Origin of the sequence: Microbacterium sp. Root180 (genome assembly GCF_001428485.1) — a bacterium.
GTDB lineage: Bacteria > Actinomycetota > Actinomycetes > Actinomycetales > Microbacteriaceae > Microbacterium.
Genome location: NZ_LMHS01000003.1, coordinates 1,196,619 through 1,223,111 on the forward strand (window position 1 = coordinate 1,196,619; position 26,493 = coordinate 1,223,111).

The 26,493-nt window shown below is 69.9% G+C and carries 23 protein-coding genes; 9 read left to right on the top strand and 14 right to left on the bottom strand.

Translation table 11 applies throughout. The annotated features are described in order from the left end of the window. Positions 1-50: 50 nt before the first annotated feature. Positions 51-3,308, bottom strand: a complete 3,258-nt coding sequence (locus ASD93_RS13110; RefSeq protein ID WP_056123334.1) for an ExeM/NucH family extracellular endonuclease — start codon at positions 3,306-3,308, stop codon at positions 51-53. A gap of 174 nt (positions 3,309-3,482) precedes the next feature. Here ASD93_RS13110 and ASD93_RS13115 point away from each other — a divergent pair, with 174 nt between their 5' ends. Further along, positions 3,483-3,989, top strand: a complete 507-nt coding sequence (locus ASD93_RS13115; protein WP_056123337.1) for a low molecular weight protein-tyrosine-phosphatase — start codon at positions 3,483-3,485, stop codon at positions 3,987-3,989. A 35-nt stretch (positions 3,990-4,024) separates the two neighbouring features. Further along, positions 4,025-5,422 carry an adenylosuccinate lyase gene (gene purB / locus ASD93_RS13120; RefSeq protein ID WP_200950685.1) on the top strand — a complete coding sequence of 466 codons (1,398 nt, stop codon included), beginning with the start codon at positions 4,025-4,027 and terminating at the stop codon, positions 5,420-5,422. Between the two features lie 33 nt (positions 5,423-5,455). On the opposite strand, the gene ASD93_RS13125 is transcribed toward purB, so the two are convergent. From ASD93_RS13125 to ASD93_RS13135, 3 genes are all read right to left on the bottom strand, one after another. Next, positions 5,456-5,785 (bottom strand): hypothetical protein, encoded by a 330-nt coding sequence (locus tag ASD93_RS13125; RefSeq protein ID WP_056123344.1) that lies wholly within the window; start codon positions 5,783-5,785, stop codon positions 5,456-5,458. Continuing rightward, positions 5,782-6,495, bottom strand: coding sequence for an acyl-CoA synthetase (locus tag ASD93_RS13130; protein ID WP_200950687.1), 714 nt, complete (start codon positions 6,493-6,495; stop codon positions 5,782-5,784). Before ASD93_RS13130 ends, ASD93_RS13125 begins: the two co-directional genes overlap by 4 nt. Before the next feature lie 228 nt (positions 6,496-6,723). Then, the gene (locus ASD93_RS13135; RefSeq protein ID WP_056123349.1) at positions 6,724-8,103 is read right to left on the bottom strand and encodes a pyridoxal phosphate-dependent decarboxylase family protein; all 1,380 of its coding nucleotides are present in this window, start codon (positions 8,101-8,103) and stop codon (positions 6,724-6,726) included. A 353-nt stretch (positions 8,104-8,456) separates the two neighbouring features. Here ASD93_RS13135 and ASD93_RS13145 point away from each other — a divergent pair, with 353 nt between their 5' ends. Further along, on the top strand, positions 8,457-9,581 hold the full coding sequence (locus ASD93_RS13145) for a sugar-transfer associated ATP-grasp domain-containing protein (protein WP_056123356.1): 1,125 nt from the start codon (positions 8,457-8,459) through the stop codon (positions 9,579-9,581). Between the two features lie 22 nt (positions 9,582-9,603). After that, on the top strand, positions 9,604-10,620 hold the full coding sequence (locus ASD93_RS13150; protein WP_056123361.1) for a sugar-transfer associated ATP-grasp domain-containing protein: 1,017 nt from the start codon (positions 9,604-9,606) through the stop codon (positions 10,618-10,620). A gap of 64 nt (positions 10,621-10,684) precedes the next feature. Here the strand turns inward: ASD93_RS13150 and ASD93_RS13155 are convergent, their stop codons facing one another. Further along, entirely contained in the window at positions 10,685-11,062 is a 378-nt protein-coding gene (locus ASD93_RS13155; RefSeq protein ID WP_056123363.1) for a PPOX class F420-dependent oxidoreductase, read from the bottom strand. 133 nt (positions 11,063-11,195) lie between these two features. Here ASD93_RS13155 and ASD93_RS13160 point away from each other — a divergent pair, with 133 nt between their 5' ends. From ASD93_RS13160 to ASD93_RS13165, 3 genes are all read left to right on the top strand, one after another. Beyond that, a complete protein-coding gene (locus ASD93_RS13160; RefSeq protein WP_056123366.1) occupies positions 11,196-11,636 on the top strand; it encodes an iron chaperone in 441 nt (146 codons plus the stop codon). Between the two features lie 154 nt (positions 11,637-11,790). Then, entirely contained in the window at positions 11,791-11,964 is a 174-nt protein-coding gene (locus tag ASD93_RS15770) for a CsbD family protein (protein ID WP_082569322.1), read from the top strand. 182 nt (positions 11,965-12,146) lie between these two features. Next, positions 12,147-13,706 carry a LuxR C-terminal-related transcriptional regulator gene (locus ASD93_RS13165; protein WP_056123369.1) on the top strand — a complete coding sequence of 520 codons (1,560 nt, stop codon included), beginning with the start codon at positions 12,147-12,149 and terminating at the stop codon, positions 13,704-13,706. A 47-nt stretch (positions 13,707-13,753) separates the two neighbouring features. On the opposite strand, the gene ASD93_RS13170 is transcribed toward ASD93_RS13165, so the two are convergent. From ASD93_RS13170 to ASD93_RS13200, 7 genes are all read right to left on the bottom strand, one after another. After that, positions 13,754-14,242: a helix-turn-helix domain-containing protein gene (locus tag ASD93_RS13170; RefSeq protein ID WP_056123373.1), complete on the bottom strand. Its 489-nt coding sequence runs from the start codon at positions 14,240-14,242 to the stop codon at positions 13,754-13,756. A gap of 187 nt (positions 14,243-14,429) precedes the next feature. Beyond that, positions 14,430-16,226: a sigma-70 family RNA polymerase sigma factor gene (locus ASD93_RS13175; protein WP_056123376.1), complete on the bottom strand. Its 1,797-nt coding sequence runs from the start codon at positions 16,224-16,226 to the stop codon at positions 14,430-14,432. Between the two features lie 535 nt (positions 16,227-16,761). Next, positions 16,762-18,243 (bottom strand): Rib/alpha-like domain-containing protein, encoded by a 1,482-nt coding sequence (locus ASD93_RS13180; protein ID WP_157536958.1) that lies wholly within the window; start codon positions 18,241-18,243, stop codon positions 16,762-16,764. Positions 18,244-18,402: 159 nt separating this feature from the next. After that, a complete protein-coding gene (locus ASD93_RS13185) occupies positions 18,403-19,005 on the bottom strand; it encodes an RNA polymerase sigma factor (RefSeq protein ID WP_056123382.1) in 603 nt (200 codons plus the stop codon). Between the two features lie 478 nt (positions 19,006-19,483). Further along, complete coding sequence (locus tag ASD93_RS16005; protein ID WP_056123384.1) at positions 19,484-19,993, bottom strand: septum formation family protein; 510 nt, start codon at positions 19,991-19,993, stop codon at positions 19,484-19,486. 493 nt (positions 19,994-20,486) lie between these two features. Further along, complete coding sequence (locus tag ASD93_RS16190) at positions 20,487-21,020, bottom strand: collagen-like protein (RefSeq protein WP_235566958.1); 534 nt, start codon at positions 21,018-21,020, stop codon at positions 20,487-20,489. An 805-nt stretch (positions 21,021-21,825) separates the two neighbouring features. Next, entirely contained in the window at positions 21,826-22,473 is a 648-nt protein-coding gene (locus ASD93_RS13200) for a 2OG-Fe(II) oxygenase (protein ID WP_056123390.1), read from the bottom strand. 101 nt (positions 22,474-22,574) lie between these two features. Between ASD93_RS13200 and ASD93_RS13205 the strand changes: the two genes are divergently transcribed. Both ASD93_RS13205 and ASD93_RS13210 read left to right on the top strand, forming a co-directional pair. Then, complete coding sequence (locus tag ASD93_RS13205; RefSeq protein ID WP_056123394.1) at positions 22,575-23,795, top strand: hypothetical protein; 1,221 nt, start codon at positions 22,575-22,577, stop codon at positions 23,793-23,795. 109 nt (positions 23,796-23,904) lie between these two features. After that, complete coding sequence (locus ASD93_RS13210) at positions 23,905-24,270, top strand: hypothetical protein (RefSeq protein ID WP_056123398.1); 366 nt, start codon at positions 23,905-23,907, stop codon at positions 24,268-24,270. A gap of 414 nt (positions 24,271-24,684) precedes the next feature. On the opposite strand, the gene ASD93_RS13220 is transcribed toward ASD93_RS13210, so the two are convergent. After that, a complete protein-coding gene (locus ASD93_RS13220) occupies positions 24,685-25,380 on the bottom strand; it encodes an ABC transporter ATP-binding protein (protein WP_056123404.1) in 696 nt (231 codons plus the stop codon). Beyond that, positions 25,377-26,447: an FtsX-like permease family protein gene (locus tag ASD93_RS13225; RefSeq protein WP_056123407.1), complete on the bottom strand. Its 1,071-nt coding sequence runs from the start codon at positions 26,445-26,447 to the stop codon at positions 25,377-25,379. Before ASD93_RS13225 ends, ASD93_RS13220 begins: the two co-directional genes overlap by 4 nt. Between the last annotated feature and the right edge of the window lie 46 nt (positions 26,448-26,493).

A 26,493-nucleotide genomic window follows, 5' to 3' on the forward strand; every position in this document is an offset into this window, starting at 1 on the left:
GAGCGGACGCCGCCTCCGAGAAGGGAGACGGCGTCCGAGTCAGCTGCGGATCAGAGGAACTCGATCAGCCCCCGGATGCCGACCACCACGAAGGCCGTGTCGGTCTCGGTGTTGCCGGCGGCATCCGTCGCGGTATAGGTGAACCGGTAGACCGCGCCGTTGACCGCCGTGACCGAGAAGGTGCGGTCGTCGATCTGCGTGACCTTCGCGCGCGGCTTGCCGTTGGTGCTGACGTCCGTGAGCTCGACCGTCACCTCGCCGCGATCGTCGTCGGCGTCGACGTACACCCGCACGGTGCGCTCCTTGTTGTTCGGCACCAGGATGAACGAGGGCAGCGCGACCGCCTCGATCGTCGGAGCCGTCGTGTCCGGCGGCGTCAGTTCGAGCCCGACGAGCACCGGGTCGTGGTCGCTCGACCGGTAAGGGTCGGGGGCGAACAGCGCGTCCTGGGCCGGAAGCTTGAACGACATGTCGTAGTCGATCAGGCTGGGCTCGTCCGCGTTGATGTTCCACGGCGAGGCGCCGCGCACGTCCGCGACGAGACCGGGCCCGGCCAGCGCGTGGTCGAGGTAGCCCTGCTGGCCGTCGAACACGTAGCTGTAGGCATCCTCGCCCTGGTACTTGAGGTTGAGGTCGGTGTACCCCTTCGCCGTCAGCGCGGTGATCGGGTCCTCCTTGTCGTACGCGTTGAGGTCGCCGATGATCAGCTCGCGACCGACCGTGCTCTGACCCGTCGGGTCGGTGGCGAGCCAGTCCGCGAGTGCGTTGGCGGCATTCGTGCGCACGAGGTTGCAATTGCCCTGCAGGGGGTCTTCCGCCTCACCGGTGCACGCCGATCCCTTCGACTTCAGGTGATCCACGACGACCGTGAACGTGCCGCCGTCGGCGTCCTCGAAGGTCTGGGTGAGACCCGGACGGTTGCGGCTGTCGAGCCAGCGCGGATCCTTCGCCTGGTCCATGAGCTGGAAGTCACCCACGGGCGTCACCTCCGCGGGCTTGTACATCAGCGCGGTCGTGATGACGTCGGTGCCGATCTTGCCGGTCTCGATGTAGTCGTACACGTCGCTGCCGAGCCGATCGTTGAGCGCCGCCGTCAGCGTGGCCAGGGCCTGGCTGTCGGCGTTGTTCTCGATCTCGATGAGACCGAACACGTCGGCGTCGATCTCGGCGAGAGCCGAGACGATCTTGGCCTCCTGACGCTCGAACTCCTCGGCCGTGTTGGCGCCGCGGGCGATGTCGTCGTCGGCGCTCGTGGTCGGGTCGTCGAGCGTCGTGAAGTAGTTCAGGACGTTGAAGCTCGACACGACGAGGTCGCCGCCGACCTCGGGCACCTCGGGCCGCGGGTTGGCGGCCGTGTACGTCGCGCCCGTGGTGGGCTGGATCGCATACGTGCCGAACCGCTCGTCGAAGACGCCCGTCACATCGGTGACCAGGTCGCCGCCGCGGAAGGTGTTGGCGAGCGTGAACTCCTGCCCGTTCGGGTGGATCGCCGGGTCGGGGTTCTGACTGCTGCGCCCGTCGTCGATCGTGATGCGCTCGGCGAGGTTCGCCGCCGCGAGTGCCGTCGCCGCCGGGTCGGTGGGCAGGTACCTCGCTGTCGGAGTCGACTGGCGGGTCACCCCGACGTCGATCGTGCCGAACCGGGCGAACTCGAAGTACTCGAGGATCGCGAGGTCCTGCGGGAGGGTGACGTACATGCCCTCGAGCGCCTCGCGCTGCGCGGGCGTCGCCGGCAGCTGGAACTCCGTCGGCGCCGGCAGGGCGGCACCCGTCGCGCAGATCTCGATGTCGGCCGCCTCGATCTCGGTGAGGTTCTCAAACTCCTTGACCTCACCGGCGACACTCACGACGTCTCCTGCCGAGACGGCGGCGCCTCCCGGCGCATACACGAAGACGCCGTCGGAGGTGGCGGGGTCGCCGTCACCGGCATCCTGCACGAAATAGCCGTTGAAGCCGCCGACCTGGAAGTCGCCGACCACGGCGCCTTCGATCAGGACGATCTCGCCGACCCTCGGCGACGCGGTGCCCGACCCCTGCACGGAGCTGATCGACACGTTCTCCAGATCGCAGCCGGCCTCGCCGGGCGGCGGTTCCACCGGCGGCACGGTCAGCGAGTTCGCCGCCCCGGGCGTGTTCGCCGCCTCGCCCGCCGCGAGCGTGCCGGGGAAACCGGGGATGCCCGCCAGGTCGAAGTCGTTGCGCACCCAGTCGGCCGTCGCATCGGTGTCGGTGCCGTCGGGGATGCGGGATGCTCCGCCCGGCGCGAACGAGAGTCCGTCGTAGGCAACGCCCAGCCCGGTGCCGCCGTAGGTGCGGTCGGATGCTCCGCCGTCGTGCACGGCGATCGCGTCGACGACCTCGAACCCGAGGCCGTCGTCGATGACGCTGTCGTCGTTCGCGTCGATGTCGCTGCCGAGCGCCGGGATCGTGCCCGTGACGAGCAGCAAGCTGAGCGAGCCGTTCTCGAGGGCGCCGTTCGCGAGGTTCGCCAGCGCACGTCCCGTCGCGTCGGCGGACGGGAACGAAACGACCTCGTCGACCGTGCCGAACGCGGGGGTCGTGGTCGCATCGCCCTCGATCTCGAGGACGCGGTAGCCCGCGAGGTCGGTGCCCGGGGTCGACAGCAGCTCGACGTACTCCACGTCGTCGCCGGCGGTGCTCGCCGAGAATTCGTTGATCACTGCCGTCGGCGTCGGCGGCTCCGCGCCGCACTCGGCCGTATGGGCTCCGAGGCCGTCGAAGGCGTCGACGGGGAAGCCGTCCCACTGGGTCGCGGGGTCGAAGGCGTCGGCGCCGTCGGTGTCGCCCACGCACACGTCGGCGTGGCGGCGCAGGGTCGCGTCGGCGCCGCCGGTCGCGCCCGAGCCCCACTCGGTGCCCGGGTCGACAGCGACCTGGCCGAAGAAGTCGACGGGGGTGTCGCCCTTGTACAGCGCGATGACGTCGTCGCCGTTGAACCAGTTGCCGGAGGTGATCTGGTCGCCGAAGGCCTTGAGGGTGTCGCCGGCGGCACCGTTCACGAGCACGAACGCGTCCTGGGCGGCGACGGTGCCGGCGAGCGGGACGGTGAGGGTCGAGGCGGCCGCCCCGTTGAAGTAAAGCCGGATCGAGTAGCCGCTGAGGTCGACGGCCGAGGCCGTGGGATTGAAGACCTCGACGGCCTTGTTGTTGCCCGAACCCTCGACGACTTCGCTGATCAGCAGCTCAGTCGGGGTTTCGACCGCCATCGCCGAGGGTGCGATCAGCCCGGTCAGGGCGATGGCACCGGAAGCGATGACGGCGACGGTTGCACGATGTGAACGACGCACGGAACCTCCTGGACATGAAGAAAGGCCGGGTAGGCCTTCCGCGCCAGGCTAGGCGAGCGCTTCCCGCGGCGCGAGGCTCCTTCGAGGAGAGTTCGTTAATGTTCGGTGGCAGCCGATGGACATCGCGTGAATCGCCACTTGGGCGGTGCGACCGCCCGGGCCAGAATGGAGCGCATGGCTGCGAGCACGGGCGATCCCTTTCGCGTCGTCTTCGTGTGCACCGGCAACATCTGCCGTTCGCCCATGGCAGACGTCGTGTTCCGTGGTTTCGCGGATGCCGCCGGCCTCGGGGGCCGCGTCGCGTCGACGAGCGCCGGCACGGGCGACTGGCACGTGGGTGAGCGCGCGGACCAGCGCACGTTGGACGCCCTCGAGCGCGCGGGCTACGACGGCACGCGCCACCGCGCCCGCCAGTTCACCCACTCGGACTTCGCGCACTCCGACCTCGTGGTCGCCCTCGACCGCAGCCATGAGCGCATCCTGCGCGGGTGGGCACGCGCGGAGGCGGACTCCGACAAGATCGCGCTGCTCCTGTCGTTCGATCCGGTCGCGCGATCGCTCGACGTGCCGGATCCGTACTATGCCGGCCCCGGAATGTTCGACGAGGTGCTCGGTATGATCGAGAGTGCGAGCCGGGCGCTCTTCCGGCAGCTCGAACCCGCGATCCGCCCGGCGAACTGACGCCGGGTCCGCCCTTGCGTTCCGACGGGAGCACCGTGACCTCTCTTGCCTCCTCCGCCCTTCCGTGGCAGCCGCTGAGTCCCCTCGACGGCCGCTACCGCACGGCGGTCGCGGGTCTGGGCGATTACCTCTCCGAGGCGGGCCTGAACCGTGCGCGCGTGGAGGTCGAGGTGGAGTGGCTCATCGCCCTCACCGATCGCTCGCTGTTCGGCACCTCGCCGCTCGCCGACGACGACAAGGCCCGGTTGCGCGCCCTCTACCGCGAGTTCGGCCAGGCCGAGATCGACTGGCTCGCCGAGAAGGAGGCGGTCACGCGCCACGACGTGAAGGCCGTCGAGTATCTCGTGCGCGACCGTCTCTCGACGCTCGGTCTCGAGTCCATCGCCGAGCTCACCCACTTCGCGTGCACGAGTGAGGACATCAATTCGACGTCCTACGCCCTCACCGTGCGCCGAGCGGTCGAGCGCGTGTGGCTGCCGAAGCTGCGGTCCGTGATCTCGGCCCTCACCGAGCTGGCCGTCGCGCACCGGGGCGCCGCGATGCTCTCGCGCACGCACGGACAGCCGGCCACGCCCACGACGATGGGCAAGGAGCTCGGCGTCTTCGCCTGGCGCCTGTCGCGCGTCGCCGACCAGATCGAGGCGGGCGACTACCTCGCCAAGTTCTCCGGGGCGACCGGCACGTGGTCGGCCCACCTCGCCGCGGATCCCGACGTCGACTGGCCCGAGCTCAGTCGCAGCTTCGTCGAGGGTCTCGGCCTCGACTTCAACGTGCTGACCACCCAGATCGAGTCCCACGACTGGCAGGTCGAGCTGTACGACCGCGTCCGGCATGCCGGCGGCATCCTGCACAACCTCGCGACGGACGTGTGGACCTACATCTCCATCGGCTACTTCACGCAGATCCCGGTCGCGGGCGCCACGGGGTCCTCGACGATGCCGCACAAGATCAACCCGATCCGCTTCGAGAACGCCGAGGCGAACTTCGAGATCTCGGCGGGCCTGCTCGCGACCCTTTCGCAGACGCTCGTGACCAGCCGCCTGCAGCGCGACCTCACCGACTCCACCACGCAGCGCAACATCGGCGTCGCATTCGGCCACTCGCTGCTCGCGCTGGACAACCTGCAGCGCGGGCTCGGCGAGATCTCGCTCGCCGAGGACGTGCTCCTGGCCGACCTCGACGGCAATTGGGAGGTCCTCGCCGAGGCGATCCAGACCGTCGTGCGTGCCGAGATCGCCGCAGGCCGCTCGCAGATCAGCGATCCCTACGCCCTGCTCAAGGACCTCACGCGCGGCCGGCGCGTCGGCGCGGCCGAGCTGGCCGAGTTCGTGCGCGGCCTCGACATCGGCGACGCCGCGAAGGAGCGACTGCTCGCGCTCACGCCGGCGACCTACGACGGACTGGCCTCGCAGCTCGTCGACGAGCTCGGCTGAGCCGCACCGGCGCGGACCCCTCGGTGCGCTGCGTCAGGCCTTCGGGTCGTCGCCGGGCGCGGCATCCGGCCCGTCCTGCTCCTCTTCGGGCAGCAGCACGGGCTTGTCGACCTGCTTCGTGACCTGCGCGGGATCGACCGCGAGCAGCAGCAGCGACACGATCAGCAGCACGGCGATGAACGTCACGCCGGCGATGATCAGCGCGAGCACGATCGCCGACTGCGCCTTGCCGTCGCCGCCCTGCTGGAAGAAGCCCATCGAGACGAGGGTCACGATGCCCGCGAACAGCGCGGCGCCGAACGCGAGCCCGAGCAGCTGCACGGGCTTCATCAGGTCGCGGCGGGTGGGGCGGTCGTCGCTCACGCGGGATCCTTCGGTTCGGCGGGAACGGATGCCGCGGCCTCGGCCGTGACCGGAGCGTCCTTGCGCGGCGAGAAGCCGGCGATCCCGAGATAGACGGCGACGATCGCGGCGTACGCGCCGAAGAGGCCGACGCCGATCGTGATGCCGGTGAGCGTGAGGGTCTGCTGCGCCTCTTCGATCGTGTACTGCAGCGAGTAGCCCGCCGGCACGAGCGCGAGCCCGATTCCGAGCAGGATCCCCACGGCGCCGACGACGACGGCGTCACGGCTGTCGGAGCGCGGTCCCGGGTCGACGACGGGTCGTGCGTCGGCGATTCCGGGTGCGATCTCACGGCGGGCGCGGATGCCGCGCAGCCCCCGTGCTCCCGCGAGCAGCTCCATGAGGCCGCTCACCAGCGCCCATGCGATCACCACGGCGAAGAAGCCGCCGACGGTGCGGACCGGGTTGAGCCCGCTCACCATGCCGGCCGCGATCGTCACGCCGCCCAGCGCGGCGGCCGGCCAGCGGCGGCCGGCGGGGTACACGATCCAGACCGCGAGCAGCAGCACGAGGCCGGTGGCGATCGCGAACCCGCTGAAGACCGCCATGCCCACGAGGGCCGAGTGGTCGGGGGAGAACGTGATCATGATCGCCGCGAGCGCCGCGAACGCCGCGCGTGCGAGCTGCACGTGGCGCACGTCGAACGTGCGGGCGGAAGAAGCTGAGGTCACGACGGATTCCTGGCGGAGCGGGAGGGACCTCATCAGTCTAGTTCGGCGCACCGAGCGCGGCCGCCGGGCGCCGGGGGCAGCGCGCGCGCACGGCGCATAACTCCTGCAGATTGACACCGCGGGCCGGGCCGCCCTGCGCCGTTCCGGGGATCCGCGGGAAGCGCCGAGCCGAAGTGCAGGAGTTATGCGCCCGGGAGCCGCGCCGAGGACCGGCACGCCCCGCGCGGGTCAGCCCAGCGAGTCCAGGATCTCGACCAGCAGCTCGTACGTGGTGAGCGGGCTGATGATCGCGAACCGCAGCACGGGCCGGCCGGCGTGCGAGCTGGGCACGACGAACGCGCGCTGCTCCTCGAGCAGCCGGTCCGACCAGGCCTGGTACTCGGCGGCCGTCCACCCCTCGCGCTCGAACACCACGACCGACAGCTGCGGCTCGCGCACGAGCGAGACGCCGTCGCGGCGCTCGATCTCGTCGGCGATCCGCCGCGCCAGGTCGACGCCGTACCTGATCGTGGCGCGGTACTGCTCCGTGCCGTGCGTCGCGAGCGAGAACCACAGCGGCAGGCCGCGCGAACGGCGAGTGAGCTGCACGGCGAGGTCGGAGGGGTTCCAGTCGGGAGAGTCGGTCAGCGTGTCCAGGTACTCGGCCTTCTGAGTGTGCGCCTGCAGCGCCAGAGACGGCTCGCGGTAGATCAGTGCGCACGCGTCGAACGGCGCGAACAGCCACTTGTGCGGATCGACGATCACCGAGTCGGCCAGCTCCACTCCGGCGAACGCGGGACGCATCTCGGGCACGAGCATCGCGGCGAGCCCGTAGGCGCCGTCGATGTGGAGCCAGACGTCGCGCTCCTTCGTGGCGGCCGCGACGCCGGCGATGTCGTCGACGATGCCGAAGTTGGTGGTGCCGCCGGTCGCGACCACCGCGAACACCGCGTCGCCGTGCTCGTCGAGCACGTGCGCGACGGCGTCGCCGTGCAGTCGACCCTGCGCGTCGGGCGCGGCGGTGATCACATCCACGTCCATCACCGCGGCGGCGGAGGCGATCGACGAGTGCGCTTCGGCGCTGCACACGACCGACCAGCGCGCGGGGTCCGGGCGCCCGGCCTCGCGGTTGCGGCGGCGGGCGGCATCCCGTGCCGTCACGAGCGCCGAGAGGTTGCCGATCGTGCCGCCCTGCACGAACACGCCGCCGGCCGTCGCGGGCAGACCGAACTCGCGCGCGAGCCAGTGCAGCACCTCGTTCTCGGCGAAGACGGCTCCGGCGCCTTCCATCCACGAGCCTCCGTAGATGGCGGATGCCGAGACCACGACGTCGAACGCGAGGGAGGCCTTGCTCGGCGCGGACGGGATGAAGGAGAGGTACCCGGGGTGGTCCGTCGAGATGCAGGCGGGAGCGAGCACGTTCTCGAACAGGGCGATGGCACGGCGCGCGCCGATGCCCTCGTCGGTGATCGAGCCCGACGCCAGACGCGCCAGGTCGCCCGGGCGCATGGGCTTGTCGAGGGGGATGTCCTCGTACAGCGCGCGGCGTCGCGCGTACCCGAGGACGTCATCCACGGTGTGACGGGTGTCCTCCGAGATGGCGTGCATCTGATCGGGCTGCGAGGTCATGTGTGCTCCACGGGGTCGGGTCGACAACTCACGGTAGGCCGCGCGGCCGGTGACGACAAGCCGAGCGGATGCCGCGTCCGGCCGCCCCGGGAGCGCGAGGACCCAGCATCTAGGATGGGTGGATGCCCTCCCCGGTCGATCGACTCTTCCGCCGCGCGCGCTTCTTCGTGCGCCGCGTGGTCTCGTTCGACTTCGATCGCGTGAACCAGTTCGCGGCCCAATCGGCAAAGCTCTCCCGTGCTCCGCGGTGGTGGCAGATCAGCCTCACTGACACACTCTGCCCGGCGTGGGACCAACGGGGATCGTCCGCCTGCACCCCGGATGCCGCTGAACCCCCCCCATAGGATGGGTGGATGCCCTCCCCGGTCGATCGATTCTTCCGCCGTGCGCGCTTCTTCGTGCGCCGCGTGGTCTCGTTCGACTTCGATCGCGTGAACCAGTTCGCGGCCCAATCGGCAAAGCTCTCCCGTGCTCCGCGGTGGTGGGTCATGCTCGACATGGCGTGGTGCGCGGTGCGGTACGAGACGACGTTCGAGAACTATTCGGAATGGGACTTCCGCATCCTGAAGGCCCGCGAGCGCAAGACCTACATGACCGATCCCCGGTCCTTCCACCTGTCACGGCGCCTYAACGACGACAGCCAGCGGGGCATCTTCGACGACAAGCTCCAGTTCGCGAGCCGCTTCGGTGACGAGCTGGGGCGTGAGTGGCTCGACGTCGAAGCGGTCGACGCCGCGGCGATCGGAGCCTTCCTGAAGCGTCACGATCGCGTCATCACGAAGAACCCGCGCGGCGTCGGMGGCAACGGCATCACCGTGCGCGAGACCGCGGGCATCTCCGACCCTGCCGCCCTGCGCGATGAGCTGATCGCTTCGGGCGAGACGCTCATCGAGGAGCTCCTGTCGCAGCATCCCGAGATGGCCCGCCTGTACCCCGGCAGCGTGAACTCGCTGCGCGTCGTGACCTATCTCGATCCCGACGGCGAGGTCCACGTCCTGGCCTCGGTGCTGAAGATCGGCAACGGCGGAGTCATCGACAACTTCTCCAGCGGCGGCATGTACACGATGCTCGGCGACGACGGCCGYGCGCTCCACGCCGCCGCCGACGAGGAGGCCCACGCCTACGCGACGCATCCGATCACGGGCGTCGAGATCACCGGCTTCCAGGTACCGCTGTACGACGAGGTGCTCGCTCTCGTCGATCGTCTCTCCCGCCGCGTTCCCGCCCTCCCCTACATCGGGTGGGACATCGCGACCGGCTTCCAGGTACCGCTGTACGACGAGGTGCTCGCTCTCGTCGATCGTCTCTCCCGCCGCGTTCCCGCCCTCCCCTACATCGGGTGGGACATCGCCATCACGCCCGACAGCCCCGTCGTGATCGAGGGCAACCACAACAGCGGCGTGTTCCAGTCCAAGCCCACCGTGTCAGGCATCCGCCGGGGTCTGCTCCCGCGCTATCGTGCCGCGATGCGGTTCTGACCGCCGCAGAAAGGTTCGCGACATGAGTCAACGCCGCGCCAAGCTGGGGTATCTGCTCAATCGCGCCCGCCGGCTGCGTCCGGGAAACCTCATCGAGTTCGCCTCTCAGGTGCAGCGGGTGTCGAAGGCGCCGAAGTTCGTCATCATCGCCGACATGCTGTGGTGCTCGGTGCGCTACGACATGGGGTTCCGCGACTACGCGGTGTGGGACATCCGGCTTCTCAACGCGCGTGAGCGCAAGACGTGGATGACCCACCCGAAGTCGAACAGCATCACGAAGCTCTACAACGACCCGGCCGCCTATCACCGGTTCGAGGACAAGATCAGCTTCTACGGCGAGTTCGCCGACGTGATCCACCGCGAGTGGATCGACGCACGCACCGCCACCGACGACGAGGTCGGCGCGTTTATCGCGAAGCACGGTCGCGTGATCGCCAAGCCCGCGGCCTCCGAAGGGGGCTCGGGCATCTCGGTCTACCCGGCCAGTGAGGCGACGGATGCCTCGGCCTTCCGCGCCCGCCTCATCGCCGCCGACCAGACCCTCGTCGAGGAGCTGCTCGTGCAGCACGAGGCGATGTCGTCGCTGTACCCCGACAGCGTGAACACGCTGCGCATGATCACGTACTACGACCCGGATGCCGACACCCTGCATCTGCTCGCTGCGGTGCTGCGCATCGGCAACGGCGCCTCCATCGACAACTTCGCGTCGGGCGGCATGTTCACGCTGCTCGACGAGCACGGCGTCGCGCTCTACCCCGGCGTCGACAAGAACAGCAACGTCTACGTGGAGCACCCGAAGACGGGCACGTCGATCGTCGGGTTCGCGGTGCCGAAGTACGACGAGGTGCTCGTGCTGCTCGAGGACATCGTGCGCCGCATCCCCGAGATCCGCTACGTCGGCTGGGACATCGCGATCACGCCCGAGGGTCCGGCGGTCATCGAGGGCAACCACAACTCGAGCGTGTTCCAGCCCAAGCCGTCGGCATCGGGCGTGCGCACCGGCCTGCTGCCCATCTACAAGGCCGCCATCGGGTTCTGACCCGAGTCGCCAAGACACGCCGGTCCGCGTGCCGGCCAACGGCGTGTCTTGGCGACTCGAGTGGTCAGGTCCGCAACTGCGACGAGCCGAGGACGCGCTCGACCGTCAGCTCCAGCACGACGCGTTGCGGGTTCACCCGCGGCTGGCGGTAGCGGCCGGCGTAGAGCGCGACGGCGTGGGCGACGGCATCCGGATCGTCCGTCACGACGACGGGACCCTCGAAGCTGATCCATCGCGCGCGATCGACCGAGCACACGGCAGCGCGCCCGCTGCGCTCGGCGTTGAGGAACTTCTGCGATCCGCCCGTGCCGATCACCCGCACGATGCCGTCCTCGAAGGTGAAGCCCACCGGCACCGCGTGAACGCGATCGTGGCGACCGAGGGTCGACAGGGTCGCGAGGTGGTACTCGGCGAGGAACTCGAGGGCGGCGTCCGTCAGCACCCCTCCAGCCTCTCAGACCGCGCGGCGGTCGAGGCGATCGGTCAGGATCGGAGAAGCGCGGCGTGCGCACCCCCGCGTAGCGTGACGAATACGGGTCGCCGAAGCGACCGGGATTGGTGAAGGAGACCACATCATGGCCGAGAAGACCACGTCCGAGGGACTGTCCGCCGACGAGCGCGCCGCCGTCAAGGAGCGCGCGAAGGAGCTGCGCGCGCAGGAGAAGGCGGGCAAGAGCCGCGAGGCCGGCCTGAAATCCGTGCTCGACGCGATCGCGAAGCTCGAGCCCGAGGACAAGCCGCTCGCCGAGGGCCTGCACCAGGTCGTCACGGAGGTCGCACCCGACCTCGTGCCCAAGACCTACTACGGGATGCCGGGCTACGCGAACGCCGAGGGCAAGATCGTCGTCTTCCTCCAGCCCGCGAAAAAGTTCAAGACGCGCTACGCCACCATCGGCTTCGAGGACCGTGCGAATCTCGACGACGGCGACTTCTGGCCCATCGGGTTCGCCGTCCGAGCGTGGACGCCGTCAGTCGAGAAGAAGGTCACCGAACTGGTGCGGGCCGCCGTCGCATAGCCGTCGCGCGGCGGCGGAGGCTACGCCCCCCATCCGCGAAAAGCAACCGTCTGCGAACGGCCCGGGTGCCGCCGTACCGTCGAAGCACGAGCCGACAGCGTCGGCCCGGCTACCGGCCACCGGACCACGAGTCCGCAACGGAAAGGGGATCGCCATGGGTATGGGCGACGACATCAAGCACAACATGGAAGACATGAAGGGCAAGGCCAAGGAGGCCGTCGGCGACGCGACCGACAACGAGCGCCTCCAGGCTGAGGGTCAGGCCGACCAGACCAAGGCCAACCTGAAGAAGGCCGGCGACGACGTCAAGGACGCCTTCAGCAGCTGAGTCCCCCAGGAGCGATGCCCCCGGTCCCTGCCGACCGGGGGCATCATTCGTGTGAGGCGTGTGCGGGAACGGATGCCGCGCACTCAGGGCTCCGCGGAATTCACCCTCGTCTCACCCTCATCTCACCCTCGGGCGGCGCGGCGTACTGCGCCCACGGTGCGGCGGTGGTTGTCTCTCGGTCAATGGACCGCTCAGCCCCCGAGCACGCAGACGACGACGTCATCACTCGCCTCGCCGACGCACTGGCGCGCGACGACACCGCCGCCGCCGCCGTCATCGTCCGCGACCACATGTACGAGATCTGGGTCACGCGCGCCGAGCTGCTCGGGATGGCACTGATGCGGTTCACCGCCGATGACTACGCCGCGCATCCTGCGCTCACGCTCGCCCGCGATTCGGCGGGCCTTCAGGCCGGCGGCGGCGCCGCACCCGAGCGTCTCGACATCGAGGCGGTCCTCCCGACGCTGTCTCATCCGCTGCAGACCCAGGTGATCTATCTGGAGATGTCGCTCGCGCGCTACCGACGCGAGGCCGAGCATTCGCTCGCGCTGGGGGCGGAGCTGCGGCGCCGGCTGGTGGGCACGACGCGCGCACTCCACTCCGCGCAGCCGTACGACCCCGAGCCCGTCTGGATCAACCAGCTCTCGATGACCGAGACGCTGTTGGGAGACACGTCGGCGGCCATTGCCGACCTGCGCGAGGCCGACCGACTGAGCACGCTCGATGAGCGCGACCCGATCCGGGCCGACAATCACGCCAAGCTGGCTATCCTCCTCGCGCTGCGCGGGAACGTCGCCGAGGCGCGGACCGCACTGGCTCAGAGCCATGCTGTGGCGTCGTGGGCGCCCGCCCCGCGCGAGTTCGTCGGACGGTTCGCAGAGATCGCGGCAGCGCTCATCGCGACCGAGTCCATGGCACCGGACGCCGAAGACGCCCTCGCCGCCGCGCATCATCCGGTGAACAAGGCTGCCGACGAATACTGGCCCCTACTCCTCCTGGCGCAGAGCCGGTACGCGCTGGCACATCAGCGGGCAGCGCTCGTGCTCGAACTCACTTCGACGGCAGCGGCCACGGGGCCGTACCCCGAATCCGGGCTCACCCACGATGTCCTCTCCTCGCTCACGGCGAGCGCCTACATCGAACTCGGCGATCTGACCGCTGCACAACACGCGCTCACGGGTGAGCGACCAGGATGGCTCGTCCGGGTGGCACGATTGCGCCTGCTCGTCGCGAGGGGCGCCCACCGGCAGCTTCAGGCCGACGCCCGCCGGCTGCTCACCGCGCCCCGCGCGCCGCTCGCGCAGCGGGTCGAGGCGATGCTGCTCATCTCGTGGGGGGACTGGCTGCACCGGGGCCGACCCGAGCCGAGCTCAGCGATCCAGATCGCGGAGCTCGTCGAGCACAACGATCTCATCCGCCCGCTGACAACCGTTCCGCGAGACCTGCTCACCGCGCTGGCCGAGGCCTTGCCGGCCGCGCGTCGGGCGTCGTTCGAAGCCGCCTTCGCGCCGCTTCCCGCTCACTCCCCTGCGACGGCGCTCTCACCCCTCACGGAGCGCGAGCTGAGTGTGCTGCGCGCCCTGGCCGACCACTCCAGCGTCACCGAGCTCGGTAAGCAGCTGTTCCTGTCGCCGAACACGGTGAAGACGCATCTGCGCACGGTGTACCGCAAGCTCGGAGTCCGCTCGCGCGACGAGGCGCTCGACGAGGCAGTCCGGCTCGGCATCCTGCCTTCCCCGTAGCGTCCGCGTTCCGCGCATCGGTCCGTCTCACGATCGTTGCGAACAGCTCAGTCGTGACCGGCGTTGCGTCCGATGTGGGCACAGTGCAGCGGCGCGCTGTCGTTGCGTCCCTGGATGAGCATCGCGACGAGGACGGCACGGGTCATCACGTGTCCTGACGGGATCATGGAGAGACCGGGCACCCCGACGGCCCGGGAGACGTACGGGCGTCGGATGCCGAGGTAGCTCTCGAGGTCCTCGAGGTCCAGCAGCTGCGGGAGCGAGGAGGTGAGCGCGCGGACGGCTTCGTCGACGGGAACCCGGCGCGTGGGGCCGGCGGGGCACCCGAGCACGCTCAGGCGAAGCTCTTCCGCCGGGATGAACCATGACGCACCGAGCCTGTACCCGGGGTGCGTCCCGACGCGGAGGCGTCGAAGCACCGTCGGGTGTGCGACGCCGGTGAGCTGTGCGGCGGCGCTCACGGTCAGGAACGGGGTGTCCGCGCGGGACGTCACCGTGTCAGGTGCGGGGGCGATCGCAACGGTGAGGTCGAGCATGCAGGGTCCTGTTTCGGTCGGTGGGGCACGTGGCGACGACGGATCTGCGTGCGCGGGTGGCTTCGTCACCACCTGCGAGGGCGCGGGACGCCGAGACGGCGATCACTCCGCGTTGCCGCGCAAGTGGTTCCGCCAATAGGAAAGAGCACGTGGGAGCGCGTTCATGACGCGGCTCCCGGTCCCAGGTCTACGGGTCGACCGCCGGCGGTGCTGACACGGTAAAAGCGAAGGGGACGGCAATTCCCGTGCGACCGGATTCCGGGTCGACGTAGCGGATCGTGATGATGTGGTCGCCGGCCGAGATGTCGCGCACGTAGCGGGTGAGGGTCTCCTCCTCGAAGGTGTGCACGCGGTCCGTGGGTTCGCCGTCCACGGAGACGATCATGCTGGCCCCGATGACGCCCGTCGCTTCGAGGAACGCGTCGTCGAGTTCGCCGTCCTCATCCGCGTCGACGAGCACCGCCGTCGGGGCACCACCCACGGGTGCGATCTGCGGGGCGACGAACACGAGAGGGCCGACGGCGGCGGTGGGCCGTGAGGCGGTCTTGCCGGGGGTGGTCTGGGTGGCGGAGATCAGCATCCCCTGACGGAGCAGGTCTCCGGGAAGGACGGCTGTGAACCGGCCGTCGTCGTCCACATTCGCCTCGATGAGGAGGGTTCCGAGTTCGTCGCGGATCGAGATGACCGAGCCCGGTGTTCCGGTTCCGCCGAGGATGTCGGGGACGCAGATGTCGCCCGGGGTCAGCGGGGTCAGCGCGGGCGTCTGGGAGCGGGTGTCGACGGGGGTCGGAGGCTTGGTCGGGGTGGGTGTGGGCTGTGGTGGCGCGGGGGCGGGTTCCGCCGGTGCGGGAGGCGCGGCGGGGGGTGCGGGAGGTGCGGGAAGCGGTGCCGGCGGCGGGGGAGGCGGCGTCGAGGGTGACGGTGACGGCGTGACCGACGGGGTGGCGGTCGGTGCGGGTGAGCTGGATGGTTCGGCGGCGAGCGGGGAGTGGCTCGGTGCGGGGGTGGGCGGGTTCCACAGCGCCCACACCACGCCGCCGGTGATCGTGGCGGCGACGGCCAGCGCGACGACGGCGACGGCGGCGGCCGACCAGGTCGGGGTCCGGCGGGCCACCGGCCGTGCGACGAGCGCGGTCGGCTCGACGGTGCCCGGGTCGTCGATGGTGGATGCGGACGCGGCAGTGGGGATGTCCGTGAGATACGCCGCGGCGGCGAGCGATCCGACGGCGATCGGAAGGAGGATGAGTCGCAGCTTGTCCGAGACGTGCTCGATGTCGGCGGCCACGATCCGGCAGGCGCGGCACGTGCTGAGGTGCTCGGCGACGCGCTCGCGCTCTTCTTCCGGGAGTCGGTGATCGGTGATGAGTCGCTCGCAGACCCACCGGCACTCTTCGGGCACGTTCGGGTTGCCGATGTGCGCGTCGAGCCAGGCTTTGCGGAACCCGGATCGCGCCCGGTAGGCGAGGGCGGAGACCGCGTTGGCGCTCATGCCCATCAAGGGTGCGATCTCGCGAGGCTTCATCCCTTCGACCTCGAGGTACCACAGCAGCGACCTCCACCGAGGCGGCAGGGTGCGGAACGCCTGGGCGAGCATGGACCGATCCGCGGCGAGTGCGCCGGGGTCATCGGCGGAGGGGTGCGCGACGTCGTCGAGGTCGTCGAGGGAGATGTCGCGTCCCTTCTTGGCCCAGGTCGCTGCGAGGTTGCGGATCGTCGCGAACATGTAGGGGCGGAAGGCGTCTCTGGGGCCGTTTCCGGCACGGATCGCGCTGAGGATGGACGCGAACGCCTCCGATACCAGGTCGTCGGGATCGAACGTCGAGCTGATCGCCCGCGCCGCCCGAGTGCCGACGGCCGCGTGCCGTGTCCACAGCAGCCCGTAGGCGTCCAGGTCGCCGGCGCGAGTGGCGTCGATCAGGTCCTCGTCCGAGACCTCTGGGACGTCGTCATCGCCGCCATCGGGCGGCCCCGGCTCAACAGACACAGTTCCCCATTTCCGGGAAACCCAGACGTCCCCATCACTCGGCGTGACACTCGGGGCGACGGATCGTGACGGCGACTCGGCGAACTCTCAGCTTTGAAACGTCGTTCACTCCCCTCGCGAGACGCGTCACGGAGGTTTTTCGGACAGGCGCGTCATAGTTTCGCGATGACACTGTCTTGCCTGGTGTGTGCAGCGGATCTCGCTGGTACACGAGGAGCAGGAAGGCCCTCCCAGGGGCCCTGCTCTCGGTCCACCGAGCGTGTGCCGTCCTATCGCAGCGGGCCCGCTGCGCGTGGGCTCGGACCGGGCGCCCCCCAAGGCACCGGTCCGGGCCCACCTTCTTCGTCGGCGCGCGGCGGTCGGCCTGTGGCTGTGTCGTCCGGCACCCCGGGCGGGCCGCCCTCGTACGCCTGCTGCCTGCGAGGGACCGAATCGGGCGCCACCGGCGTCGAAGGCCGAGAGGGGTCCCCGCGCTCAGCGGGAACCCCTCTCGGTGTCGGCAGGGCTCAGCGGTGATCGCTGACCGAGCCGTTCGCTACACGCGGCGTCGCCGCAGATGCGACCAGCCGAGGATGGCTCCGCCGGCTGCGAGTGCAACGACACCTGTGAGAAGCGCGGGCCCAGGGGCCGTACCTCCGGTGTTCGCAAGGACGGGCGCGGTCGGGGAGGTCGTCGGTTCCGGCGTCGGCTGCGTGGGCGACGGCGTGGGAGTCGGGGTCGGGGTGACCGCCGTGACGGTGATCGTGAAGTCCGCGCTGATGAGCGTCTCGCCGCCGGCGTCGAGGCCGGTCACCGTCACGGGGAACACTCCGGAAGCGGTCGGCGTCCCCGAGATGCGCCCGGTTGCCGCGTCGAAGGTGACGCCGTCGGGCAGCCCCGTCACCGAGAGGCTGGAGCCATCGCCGTACGGCTGTCCGAGGTGATCGCGCAGCACGGGGTCGACGTGCTCGATCGAGTCGCCCAGGGTGATGGTCTGGTCATCGAACGGACCGAGGCGCGGCTCCTTGCCGACGCGCACCATCGCCGCGGTGGTGTCGACCGACCCATCCGGATAGGTGACGGTCACCGGTACGGAGACATCGCCCACGGGCTGCGAGCCCGGAATCGTCCACGAGATCTCGCCGTCTACCGGGTCGATCGTGGCGCCGGCGGGGGCGCCGGCGGCAAGTGCGTATGTCGTGCCGCTCGGCGCCGCTGTGACATCGCCGTTCACCGCGGTGACCGCCACCGGAAGCTGCACCACGTCTCCGGTGAGCGCGGTGGCCTCGTCGTAGCTCGGGTTCAGGCAGGTGGCGAGAGGCTGGGTGCCGTCCAGGACGAACTTCGCTCCGTACGATGTCCCGCCGAGCACGCCGGCAGGTCCGTCAGCGGGCACGCCGGTGAATGCCAGCACGGTGGACGTGCTGGCCTGCAGATCCCCCAGGTCGAAGGTGAGGGTGGTGTGCCCGGCGCCGTCATCGCCCCATTGGAAGGGCGTGACCTGTGTGTCGTCGTGCGCGGTGTAACCGCTGATACCCGTGAAGCGCTGGAATGAACTCGGGAAACCCGGCCAGGTGCTGAACTGCTGGAAGCTGCTCTGGTTCGGGCTCCAGTCCGGGTCGTCGAACACCATGGTCACCGTGGCGTCGAGGAGCGGCCGGTCGACGGCCACGGGGATGCGCCAGTTGAGGACCTGTCCGTCCGGTGTGTGCCAGTGCTGGATCTGCGCCCACCCCGAGCCGGGAAGGCTGGTGTCGGCGAGTGGTGCGACTCCTTCGAGGAACCCGTTCACGGAGTAGTTCGGCAGGTCGGTGTCGATGACCGACTGCGCACTCCACGAGAACCCGCACTGAGTGGCGTCGAGCCCGCTGGTGTTGCCGTTGTCCTGCTGGATCTGGCCGTTGCCCGCCGAGTAGTCCTGGAGGTAGGCGTCGCCGGCGACGGCGTTGGCCGATGCGACTCCCGTTGCGGCCAAGACGACCGCGACCGCGACCGCCGCTGCCCCGCGGATTGATCTGCCCATTCTGGTTCGCGTCATGACTTCGCCTGTCTTCGTTTCGATGTGCGGACGGCGCCGGTCTGCGCATGCCAAGCGGCATGACAGACAAAGCGCCCATCGAGATAGACGCCGAATCGCCGCTTTCGTGACGCCGCATGTCGAAGCGAATCCGCCACCAGCCGACTCGGCGGGCGCAGTTCAGTGCGTCGCTCGCCCCGAGGCGTTCGCTGTGGGTTCCTTGGCTGCGGAGGTCAGCCACGCACGCCGCAGCCCGAGGCGGGCCCGGTAGAGGAGCGCGGCAACGGCGTTGGGGGACATTCCCAGGAGCGGGGCGACGTCACGGGGCTTCATCCCTTCGACCTCGATGTACCACAACAGGGTCCGCCACCGGGGTGGGAGAGTCTGGAGGGCGTCGGCGAGCAGGGTCGTGTCGGCGATGGCCTCGCTCGGGTCCGCGGCGGTCGGGTGCGCGAAGTCGTTGATGTCGTCGAGCTGCACATCGCGTGGCCGGCTTCCGCTGGTCGCCGCGATGTTCCGGATCGCCGCGTACATGTAGGGGCGGAACGTTCCGCGTGGTCCGCCGCCTGAGCGGATCGCGCTGAGAATCCCGGCAAATGCCTCCGAGACGATGTCGTCGGGGTCGAGGGTGTTGCTGATTCCGCGGACTGCGCCGCGCGCGGACGCCTCGTGGCGAACCCACAGCTGCGCGTAGGCGTCCATGTCGCCGTCACGGGTGCGGTCGATCAGCAGCTCGTCGGGCAGTGTCGTCGGTTCGTCGAGTTCCAGCGTGATTTCGGGCATCACAATGGCACCTATCTCCAGGAGTTCAGGCAGCCGATCAGACGTGAGGATCGGATGCCGCAGCGATGACGCAGGCCCAGGGCGAGTTCGCCGGCTGGGAGCGGGGCATGCGGGATGCGGCGTCAGCACGCCGCGTGGGAGTGGGGCGGGCGGTCAGTCGGCCTGACTCGCGTCGCTGCGCCCCATCGTTTTCGGCGCGCCACCGCGCCCGCGTTGAACAGCCATGTACTCACTCCCCCTGAGTCGCCGGCCCAGCGCCGGCAGTGCACATGAGGCGCCGACGTGGCGCCCATCTGCTGCCACGACAGTGTCAGGACCGCGCGCCGCCCGCATTGATTCGCGGGACTCTTCGCCCGTGAAACACCTTGCCCTCACCCTGACCTCACCCCGCGAGACTCGTGAGGTGTCTTGCACCTCCGCGTGGTGGCCGGGGCCGGTCCATCGGCTGGCGCGAGTCGCTGCCCGGGGACCTCGCGGGCTACCGGGCGACGCCCGCGAGGGTGCCGGTGACCAGCGCTGCGGGGTCGAAGACGGCACAGACGATCTCGCGGTCGCCGAGCTCGTCCCAGCCGCTCGCGGTCGGGGTCAGCGGGAACCACTCCAGTTCCGAGGAGTCGTAGGCCACCCCGACGAACGCCTCGAAGGTAGGCAGGCATCCTGCCTCGGCGGCAGCCATGACCGCGTCCTCGCCGGGATATTCCCCGTCGGGCATGTCGAAGAGGAAGTAGATCTCGTTGTCGTGCGCCTCCGCACAAGGGACTGCGAGAACCTCGGAGATCTCCGAAGCGGACTCGTCGTTGAAGCAGTCGCCGAGTTGCAGTGAGAAGACGTCGGCGTCGCCCGCCTCTGTCACTTCCTGCGTGTCGGAGTCGCGTGTCACGTTCTGACCGGCGAGGAGGTCGGTGATCGCTGAGCAGCCCCCGAGGACCAGAGCGAGGAGAGCGGCGATCGGGACGACCGCGAATCGGATGCTGCGTGCGGTGGTCATGTCGTTCCTTCCGGGCCGCGGTGCGGCGGTCGAACCCGACCTCCCGGTCGGTTCTGAGTCGCGGGGGAGGTTCCGGCGCGTCGCGGTGCACGCGCGTTCCGAACCGAAGTCCCGTCCGGGCGAACGAACAAGCCCCCTGGGAAGGAGAGTGCGGGGGGCGGAAGTCATGACGCGACCGCGCCGAATGGCCGATCGGAACGTGAGCGCGGGCGGATCCTCAGGAAAGTCGGAGCTGCGCGTCATCAATTGCGCTGAGACGGGTCCTGTGGGTTGAGTGCGCATTTCGGGTCCACATCAGCTGCGAGAGCGGATGAGGTCGGGCACTCGTGTTCGTCGGATTCCAGAGACGGCGAACTGATTCCGCCGGGCGTTGCTTCACCCGGCACACAGGCTGATCCAGGCAGCGGCTCTCCCCATTCCAGCCGTTGCCCGTCAGCTAGGCGGGTCTTCCTGAGGGATCGGGGAGACCCGCCGCTTCTCGTGAACGGGTGACTCAGGGTTGCGCGGTGGTTCGCCTGCGTCCTGCATGGAGAAGCGCGCCCCCGGCGACGACGAGTCCGAGACCGGCCGCGCCGTAGATCCAGCTCGACTGCTCCGGTGTGTTGCTGCCTGTGTCGCTCAGCGCAACGATCTCGCAGGTGATCCCCTGCGCTTGCAGCGCGGGGGCCGCGATCATCCCGACGAGCCCGGCGTCTGCGGCGTGCACGACCCGACCGGGCCCGGGTGCGACACCATCCGGTCCGTCGGGGCCGGTGGGTCCGGTCGGGCCGGTGGGGCCGGTTGGTCCGGTCGGGCCCGTGGGTCCGGTCTGCCCGTCGGGGCCGGTGGGGCCGGTCGGCCCGTCAGGTCCCGTCTCGCCTGCGGGGCCAGGCTGCCCGACTTCGCCCGGCGTGCCGGGGAGCCCAGCGGGGCCGGTCTCCCCCTTTTCGCCGACAGGGCCTTGAGGACCCTTGTAGACGACGGGCTCGCAGGGCGGGGGGCAGTCGTCGGCGTCCACGAGGGCCCACGTCGTGGTCTGCGGATCCATGAGTCCGACGATTCCGGCGGCGGCGTGCACCGTCCTGCGGGGTCCGTCGACAGCGGGTTGCCCAGGGTTGCCGGAGGGGCCGGTAGGACCGGTGGGACCCGTGGGACCGGTCGGACCCGTCGGACCGGTGGGTCCGGGGGCCCCGGGAAGTCCTTGACCTCCTGGTTGCCCGGCAGCGCCGTCGGGGCCGGGGGGTCCTTCGATGCCGGGAGCGCCGTCCTGTCCGTCGGGTCCCTGATCGCCCGTGGGGCCGGCGGGACCGGGGTCGCCGACGAGGCAGACCGGTGGGCAGTCCTCGAGAGCCATATTGCGGACGGGAACAGCCGTGATGGCCCCGTCCGAAGCGGAGTGCACGATACGCCCGGGTCCTCCGGGTTCTCCGGGTGGACCTTCGGGGCCTGTGGGACCGGTCGGGCCGGTCGGGCCCGTGGGGCCGGTCGGTCCGGGTGCGCCCGGGGCCCCGGCTGGGCCACTGGGGCCTTGGGGACCGGGCGCTCCGGAAGGACCCTGCGCGCCCGGCGCGCCGGGAGCTCCCGGCGTGCCTGCTGCCCCCGGCGCACCGGGCATCCCGCGCGGCCCGGGGGCGCAGTTCAGGGAGATGGGGACCTCGTCGGCCGCGTAGCTGGGCATCGCGGCGCCGGGGCTCAGCGCGTTGAGCGCGAGGACACCGGCGGTCGTCACGATGTAACCAGCGCTGCGGGCCCGTTTCATGTGCGCCTCCTGGCGTTACTCGCCGATGGAGCTCGTCGGTTGACGCTGAGGCTAACAGAGCCGCCTGCCGGTGGCGACGGTCCAGACGGTGGTCCTATCGCAGCGGCGGGCCGACCATCCACCCGACGAGTGCGTAGCGCACCCCGCGGGTGACGGGCGTGACGCGGTGCCCGACGGTCGAGGGGAAGACGATGACACTTCCGCGCTCCCGCTGGTTCGGGAGGGTCAGCACGTTCCCGGTGCCGTCGACGAACTGGAGTTCGCCGCCGTCGTAGTCGTCGGGGTCGGAGAGGTTCACGGTGACGCTGACCTTCCGCTCGAGTCCGGAGCCGAGCTGGGGGTAGACGAGCTGCTCCTTGGCCAGGACGTCGACATGCCAGGTGAAGTGACCGGATTCTTCGTACTTCAGCATCGTGACCGTGCCGAGTCCGGTCAGATCGAGCCGCCACAGGAGGTTGGCCTGGTGGGAGAAGTGGCTTACCAGTGACCCGATCCAGTGGTTCGGGTCGACGAAGACGTCACGGGTGCGGCGCGTCAGCGGTTCCACACCCGAGGTGCCGTCCGCCCGGGAGATGAACGCGTCCCCGAAGTCGTCGTCGGTGAACTCATCGATCGCCGCCTGGCAGACCGATTCGGGAAACGCTCCGTCCCACATCCGGAACAGCACGTGCCGGGGGGAGGTCGCGGGGGCGGCGGCATCGTGTGCGGTGTCGTCCTGCGCGATCGAGTCCGTCTGTTCCACGTCGATTCCTCGTCTCTCGGGCCGGTCTGTGCGACCGCACCCAGAGTGCCTGACCGCGGGTCCCTTGTCACCCTTCCCGCGCCGATCCCTAGACTCACCCCATGGACGCGGACCGGGGTCGCCCAGCGGCCCGGATGCGGCTCGGGTTCCTCCTGACGGGAGTGGTTCTCCTGGTCGTGGGCTGCAGCGCGGTCGCGCCGCCGGCATCCGTCGACCCCGCCCAGGTGGGCGATGCCGCCCAGGTGGCGGTATTGGCGGGGTTCCTCGACGCGGCGCGGGAGCATCCCGCCGTCGGTGCCGACGTCTACGAGGTATGGGTGTGCGACGTCCCGGTGGATACCGCGGACTCCACCTACTACCCGTCGAGCCTGCGGCTCGAGCTGCACCCGGATGCTCTCGCAGCCCTCCTCGAGGGGGTCGTTCCGGAGTACTGGGACACGCTGTCCGACGGCAGGTACGCACCGTCCTTCGTGGCGGGCTCGACGATCGTGATGGGTCCCGGTGACGGTCCGGCGCAATGCCTCGATGCGGCGCTCGGCCGCGCGAACGAGGCCTCCGACGCCGTCCTCGCTGTGGCGACCGCCGAGCACCGCCCCGATGTCGCCGGGGGTTTCAGCCGAACGGGCCTGCCGTGCGGACATCCGGTCGGGGAGTGCCCCGTGACGGAGTCCGGCCGGGCTGTGTACCTCGGCGCCAGCGACTTCCACCCGGATTGGGGGGAGGTGCCCGCGGTGGATCTCCTCGAGCATGAGATGGGCCACCTCCTGGGCTGGCCGCATTCGGGCTCCGCCGAGGCCGGGTCGTACGACAGCGCACTGGACGTGATGAGCAACAGCGCGGCACCGCGCTCCGTCGACCCGACCCGCCGGCACGCCCAGGGCACGCTGGGCATCAACCGGCTCGCGGCCGGCTGGCTCGACGCATCCGCGGTCGCCGTGCTGGACCCCGAGACGACGACCACCGCCGGGCAGCTCAGTCTGGCGCCGGCGGGCGCGGGCCGCGGCTATGAACTGCTGGTGCTGCCCGTCGGCCCCGGGCAGTTGCTGACCGTGGAGTACCTCGATCGCGCCGGCCTGTACGACTTCCTGCCCGAGCGCGGAGTGGCGGTGACTCTCGTCGACGCCGACGCTGCGGAGTGCGGCACGGATGCCGGGCAGCCGTGCACGTCGGCCGATGGCCTGCACCGCCCGCTGAACGGCGCCGCCCCCTCTACCGATCTCCTCACCCCGGATGACCCTCCCTGGAACGGCCGCGGGTGGATTGTCGAGGTCGTCGAGGTCGACGGCGACGCCACCCTGCAGATCACCGCCGATCGCCGCTAACCCCTCCGCGGCACCCCGGTCCACGGGAAGGGGTCGGTCGCGTCAGAACTGCGCCCGGAACGGCTCTTGCAGGTGAGGCTCGCACGAGCCACGCGAAACCGGAGACAGCATGATCTTCCCCGTCACCCGATTCCTTGACGAGTTCAGCATCACCATGGGACTGACCGGGATGGCCGTGGCGCTGCTCGCCGCGCTGTGCGCGTCGGTCGGCTTCCTCTTCTGGCGTGCGGACGGGCTGGGCATCCCCGTCGCGGGATGGTTTGCGGGCTGCCTGCTCGCGACGGTCGCCGGTGGCGCGGGTGAATGGTGGCCCGCGGTCGTCGCCGTGGCGGCCCTGCCTGCCGCACTCGTCATTGCGATGCCGTTCACGCGCGCGGTGGCGCCACGCGAGCACCGGGCGCCGATCGCGGATCGACACGAGACGAGCATCCTGCCCCGTCAGCAAGATCCGGCAAAAGGCGGCGCTACCGGGTGAGGACGAGCACGAGCCCGAGAAGCACGGTGATCATGACGATGGCGGTCACCAAGGCGGGCCACGTGCGGCGCCACATGTCCCTGCGCCGCGCGACCCGCAAGTCACGCGAGAGTGACGCGACTTCGGTTCGATGACTCCCGCGGGTCGCCAACGCCGGAGAGATGGAGAGAGTGACCGAGCGGCGCCTCAGCGCGGTGGACGAGTGTGCCGACCTCATGACCCTCCGTAGGTGAGCAGGGCCGTACCCCCGCAACCCGCGCAGGAATTCGGTACCTGCGCGCTCCTTCTCGAGCGGACCGAGACGCGCCAACGCTGACACGTACGGACTCTCACCCAGAGAGACGCGGGCGGGCACGTTTCCTTACGTGGGGGTCGCCGCGGGGAGGCAGGGTCACGTCACCCGGGGACGGCGGGTCACGCCGCGGCAGAGACGGCGTCGACGATCTTGCCGTCGACGAGGCTGACGACGCCGTGCATCCGGGGCAGGTGGACGAGGTCATGGGTGACGAGCATCGTCGAGGTGTTCAACTCGTCGGTCAGGCGCAGGATCAGTTCGATGATGCTGGCGCCTCGTTCCCGGTCGAGGGCACTGGTGGGTTCGTCGACGAGGAGCACGCTGGGGTCGTTCATCAGGGCGCGGGCGATGTTCACTCGCTGGCGCTGGCCTCCGGAGAGTTGGTGGGGTCGTTTGCCTTGGTGGTCGGCGAGTCCGACGGCATCCAGAAGCTGGTCGGCGCGTCTGGTCGCATTGGCGCGGCTTCGGCGGGACTGACGTGCGCCGAGCTCGTTCATGACGGACAGCTGCTCGAGCGCGGTCAGGGAGGGGATGAGGTTGGACTGCTGGAAAACGATCCCGATCATGTTTCGGCGGGTCTCGGTCGCTTCGCCGGGGGTGAGACGGGTGACGTCGACGTCGTCGATGATGACGTGCCCGGAGTCGGGTCGGATGAGGGTCGCGGCGACGGCGAGGAGGCTGGATTTCCCGGAGCCGCTGGGGCCGGTGATGCCGGTGACGGTTCCTGGGTGAGCGGTGAGGCTGACCCGGTTGACGGCCGTGACTCGATTGTCGCCGTCCGGGAAGGTGAGGGTGATGTCGTCGAGCCGGATCATCGGTTGCTCCCGAGGGCGGTAAGGGGGTCGGCGGAGGTCACAGAGCGGAGCGCGAACGCGGCTCCAGCGAGGCCGAGCGTGATCATGATCGCGCCGGGCAGCAGTGTCGTGAGGGGGCTGAGGAGGAACGGAAGGGCAGTGCCGGCGAGGGTGCCGAAGAGAGTGACCAGACCGAGTCCGATGCCGATTCCCAGGAGGAGCACGAACAGCGCCTGCCCGAGAGCATCCCGGACCAGGGAGGAGGTGCTGGCGCCGAGTGCTTTGAGCACGGCGATGTCGCCCTTGCGCTGCATCGTCCAGACCGTGAAGAACGCGCCGATGACGAGGCCGGAGATCCCGAACAGCATGGTGACCATCAGCAGGAGAGACCCGATCTCCGAACGGAACGCGCTGAGCGCGGACAACGACCCGATGACGGTATGGGAGATGGTGGAGTTCGCGGTGTCCACGGTCTCCCAGTCCGGCGACCCGGAGACCGCGAGGACCGTCGCGTAGGCGTCGGGGTTGCCGGTGGCTGCGGAGTAGGTCTGCCAGTCGGCCAGAGTCATCTCCACCACGGGGGTATGGCTGTACCAGGCATCACCCGCGATCGTTTCCACGGTGTAGGTGGTCCCGGCGATCGTCACGTCGTCGCCGGTGGCAACGCCGAGGTCGTCGGCGGCGGGAGCGGAAAGGCTCACCCGGCCGTCCTGGGAGGGCGCGGTGGTGGTGAAACCGGGCCTCACTCCGAAGACGGCGATCGCGATGCGGGCATCTCCGGCCTCTGCCCGGGTCTGGCTGATCCCGATCGGCTCCGCCGAGGTGACGCCGTCCGCGGTGTCCCACGCAGTGGTCTGCTGTTCGATGATGGTGGAGTCGGAGAAGCTTGCCGCCGCGCCGTCCGTGGTGGGTGCAGAGAAGACGAGTCGATCTGCCGGGATCGACAGGACGGCGGAGATGTTCTGGGTGGCGAGGCCACCGGTGAGGCCGCTGAGGAACCCCGCGAGAACGGTGATGAGGGCGACGACCGACCCGATCAAGACGAATCGGCCGCGTGCGAAGCGCAGGTCACGGAGCGCGACGAACATGAGAGTCCTTTCCTGTCGCCCGAGTCGGGGACCCGTACCACTTTTC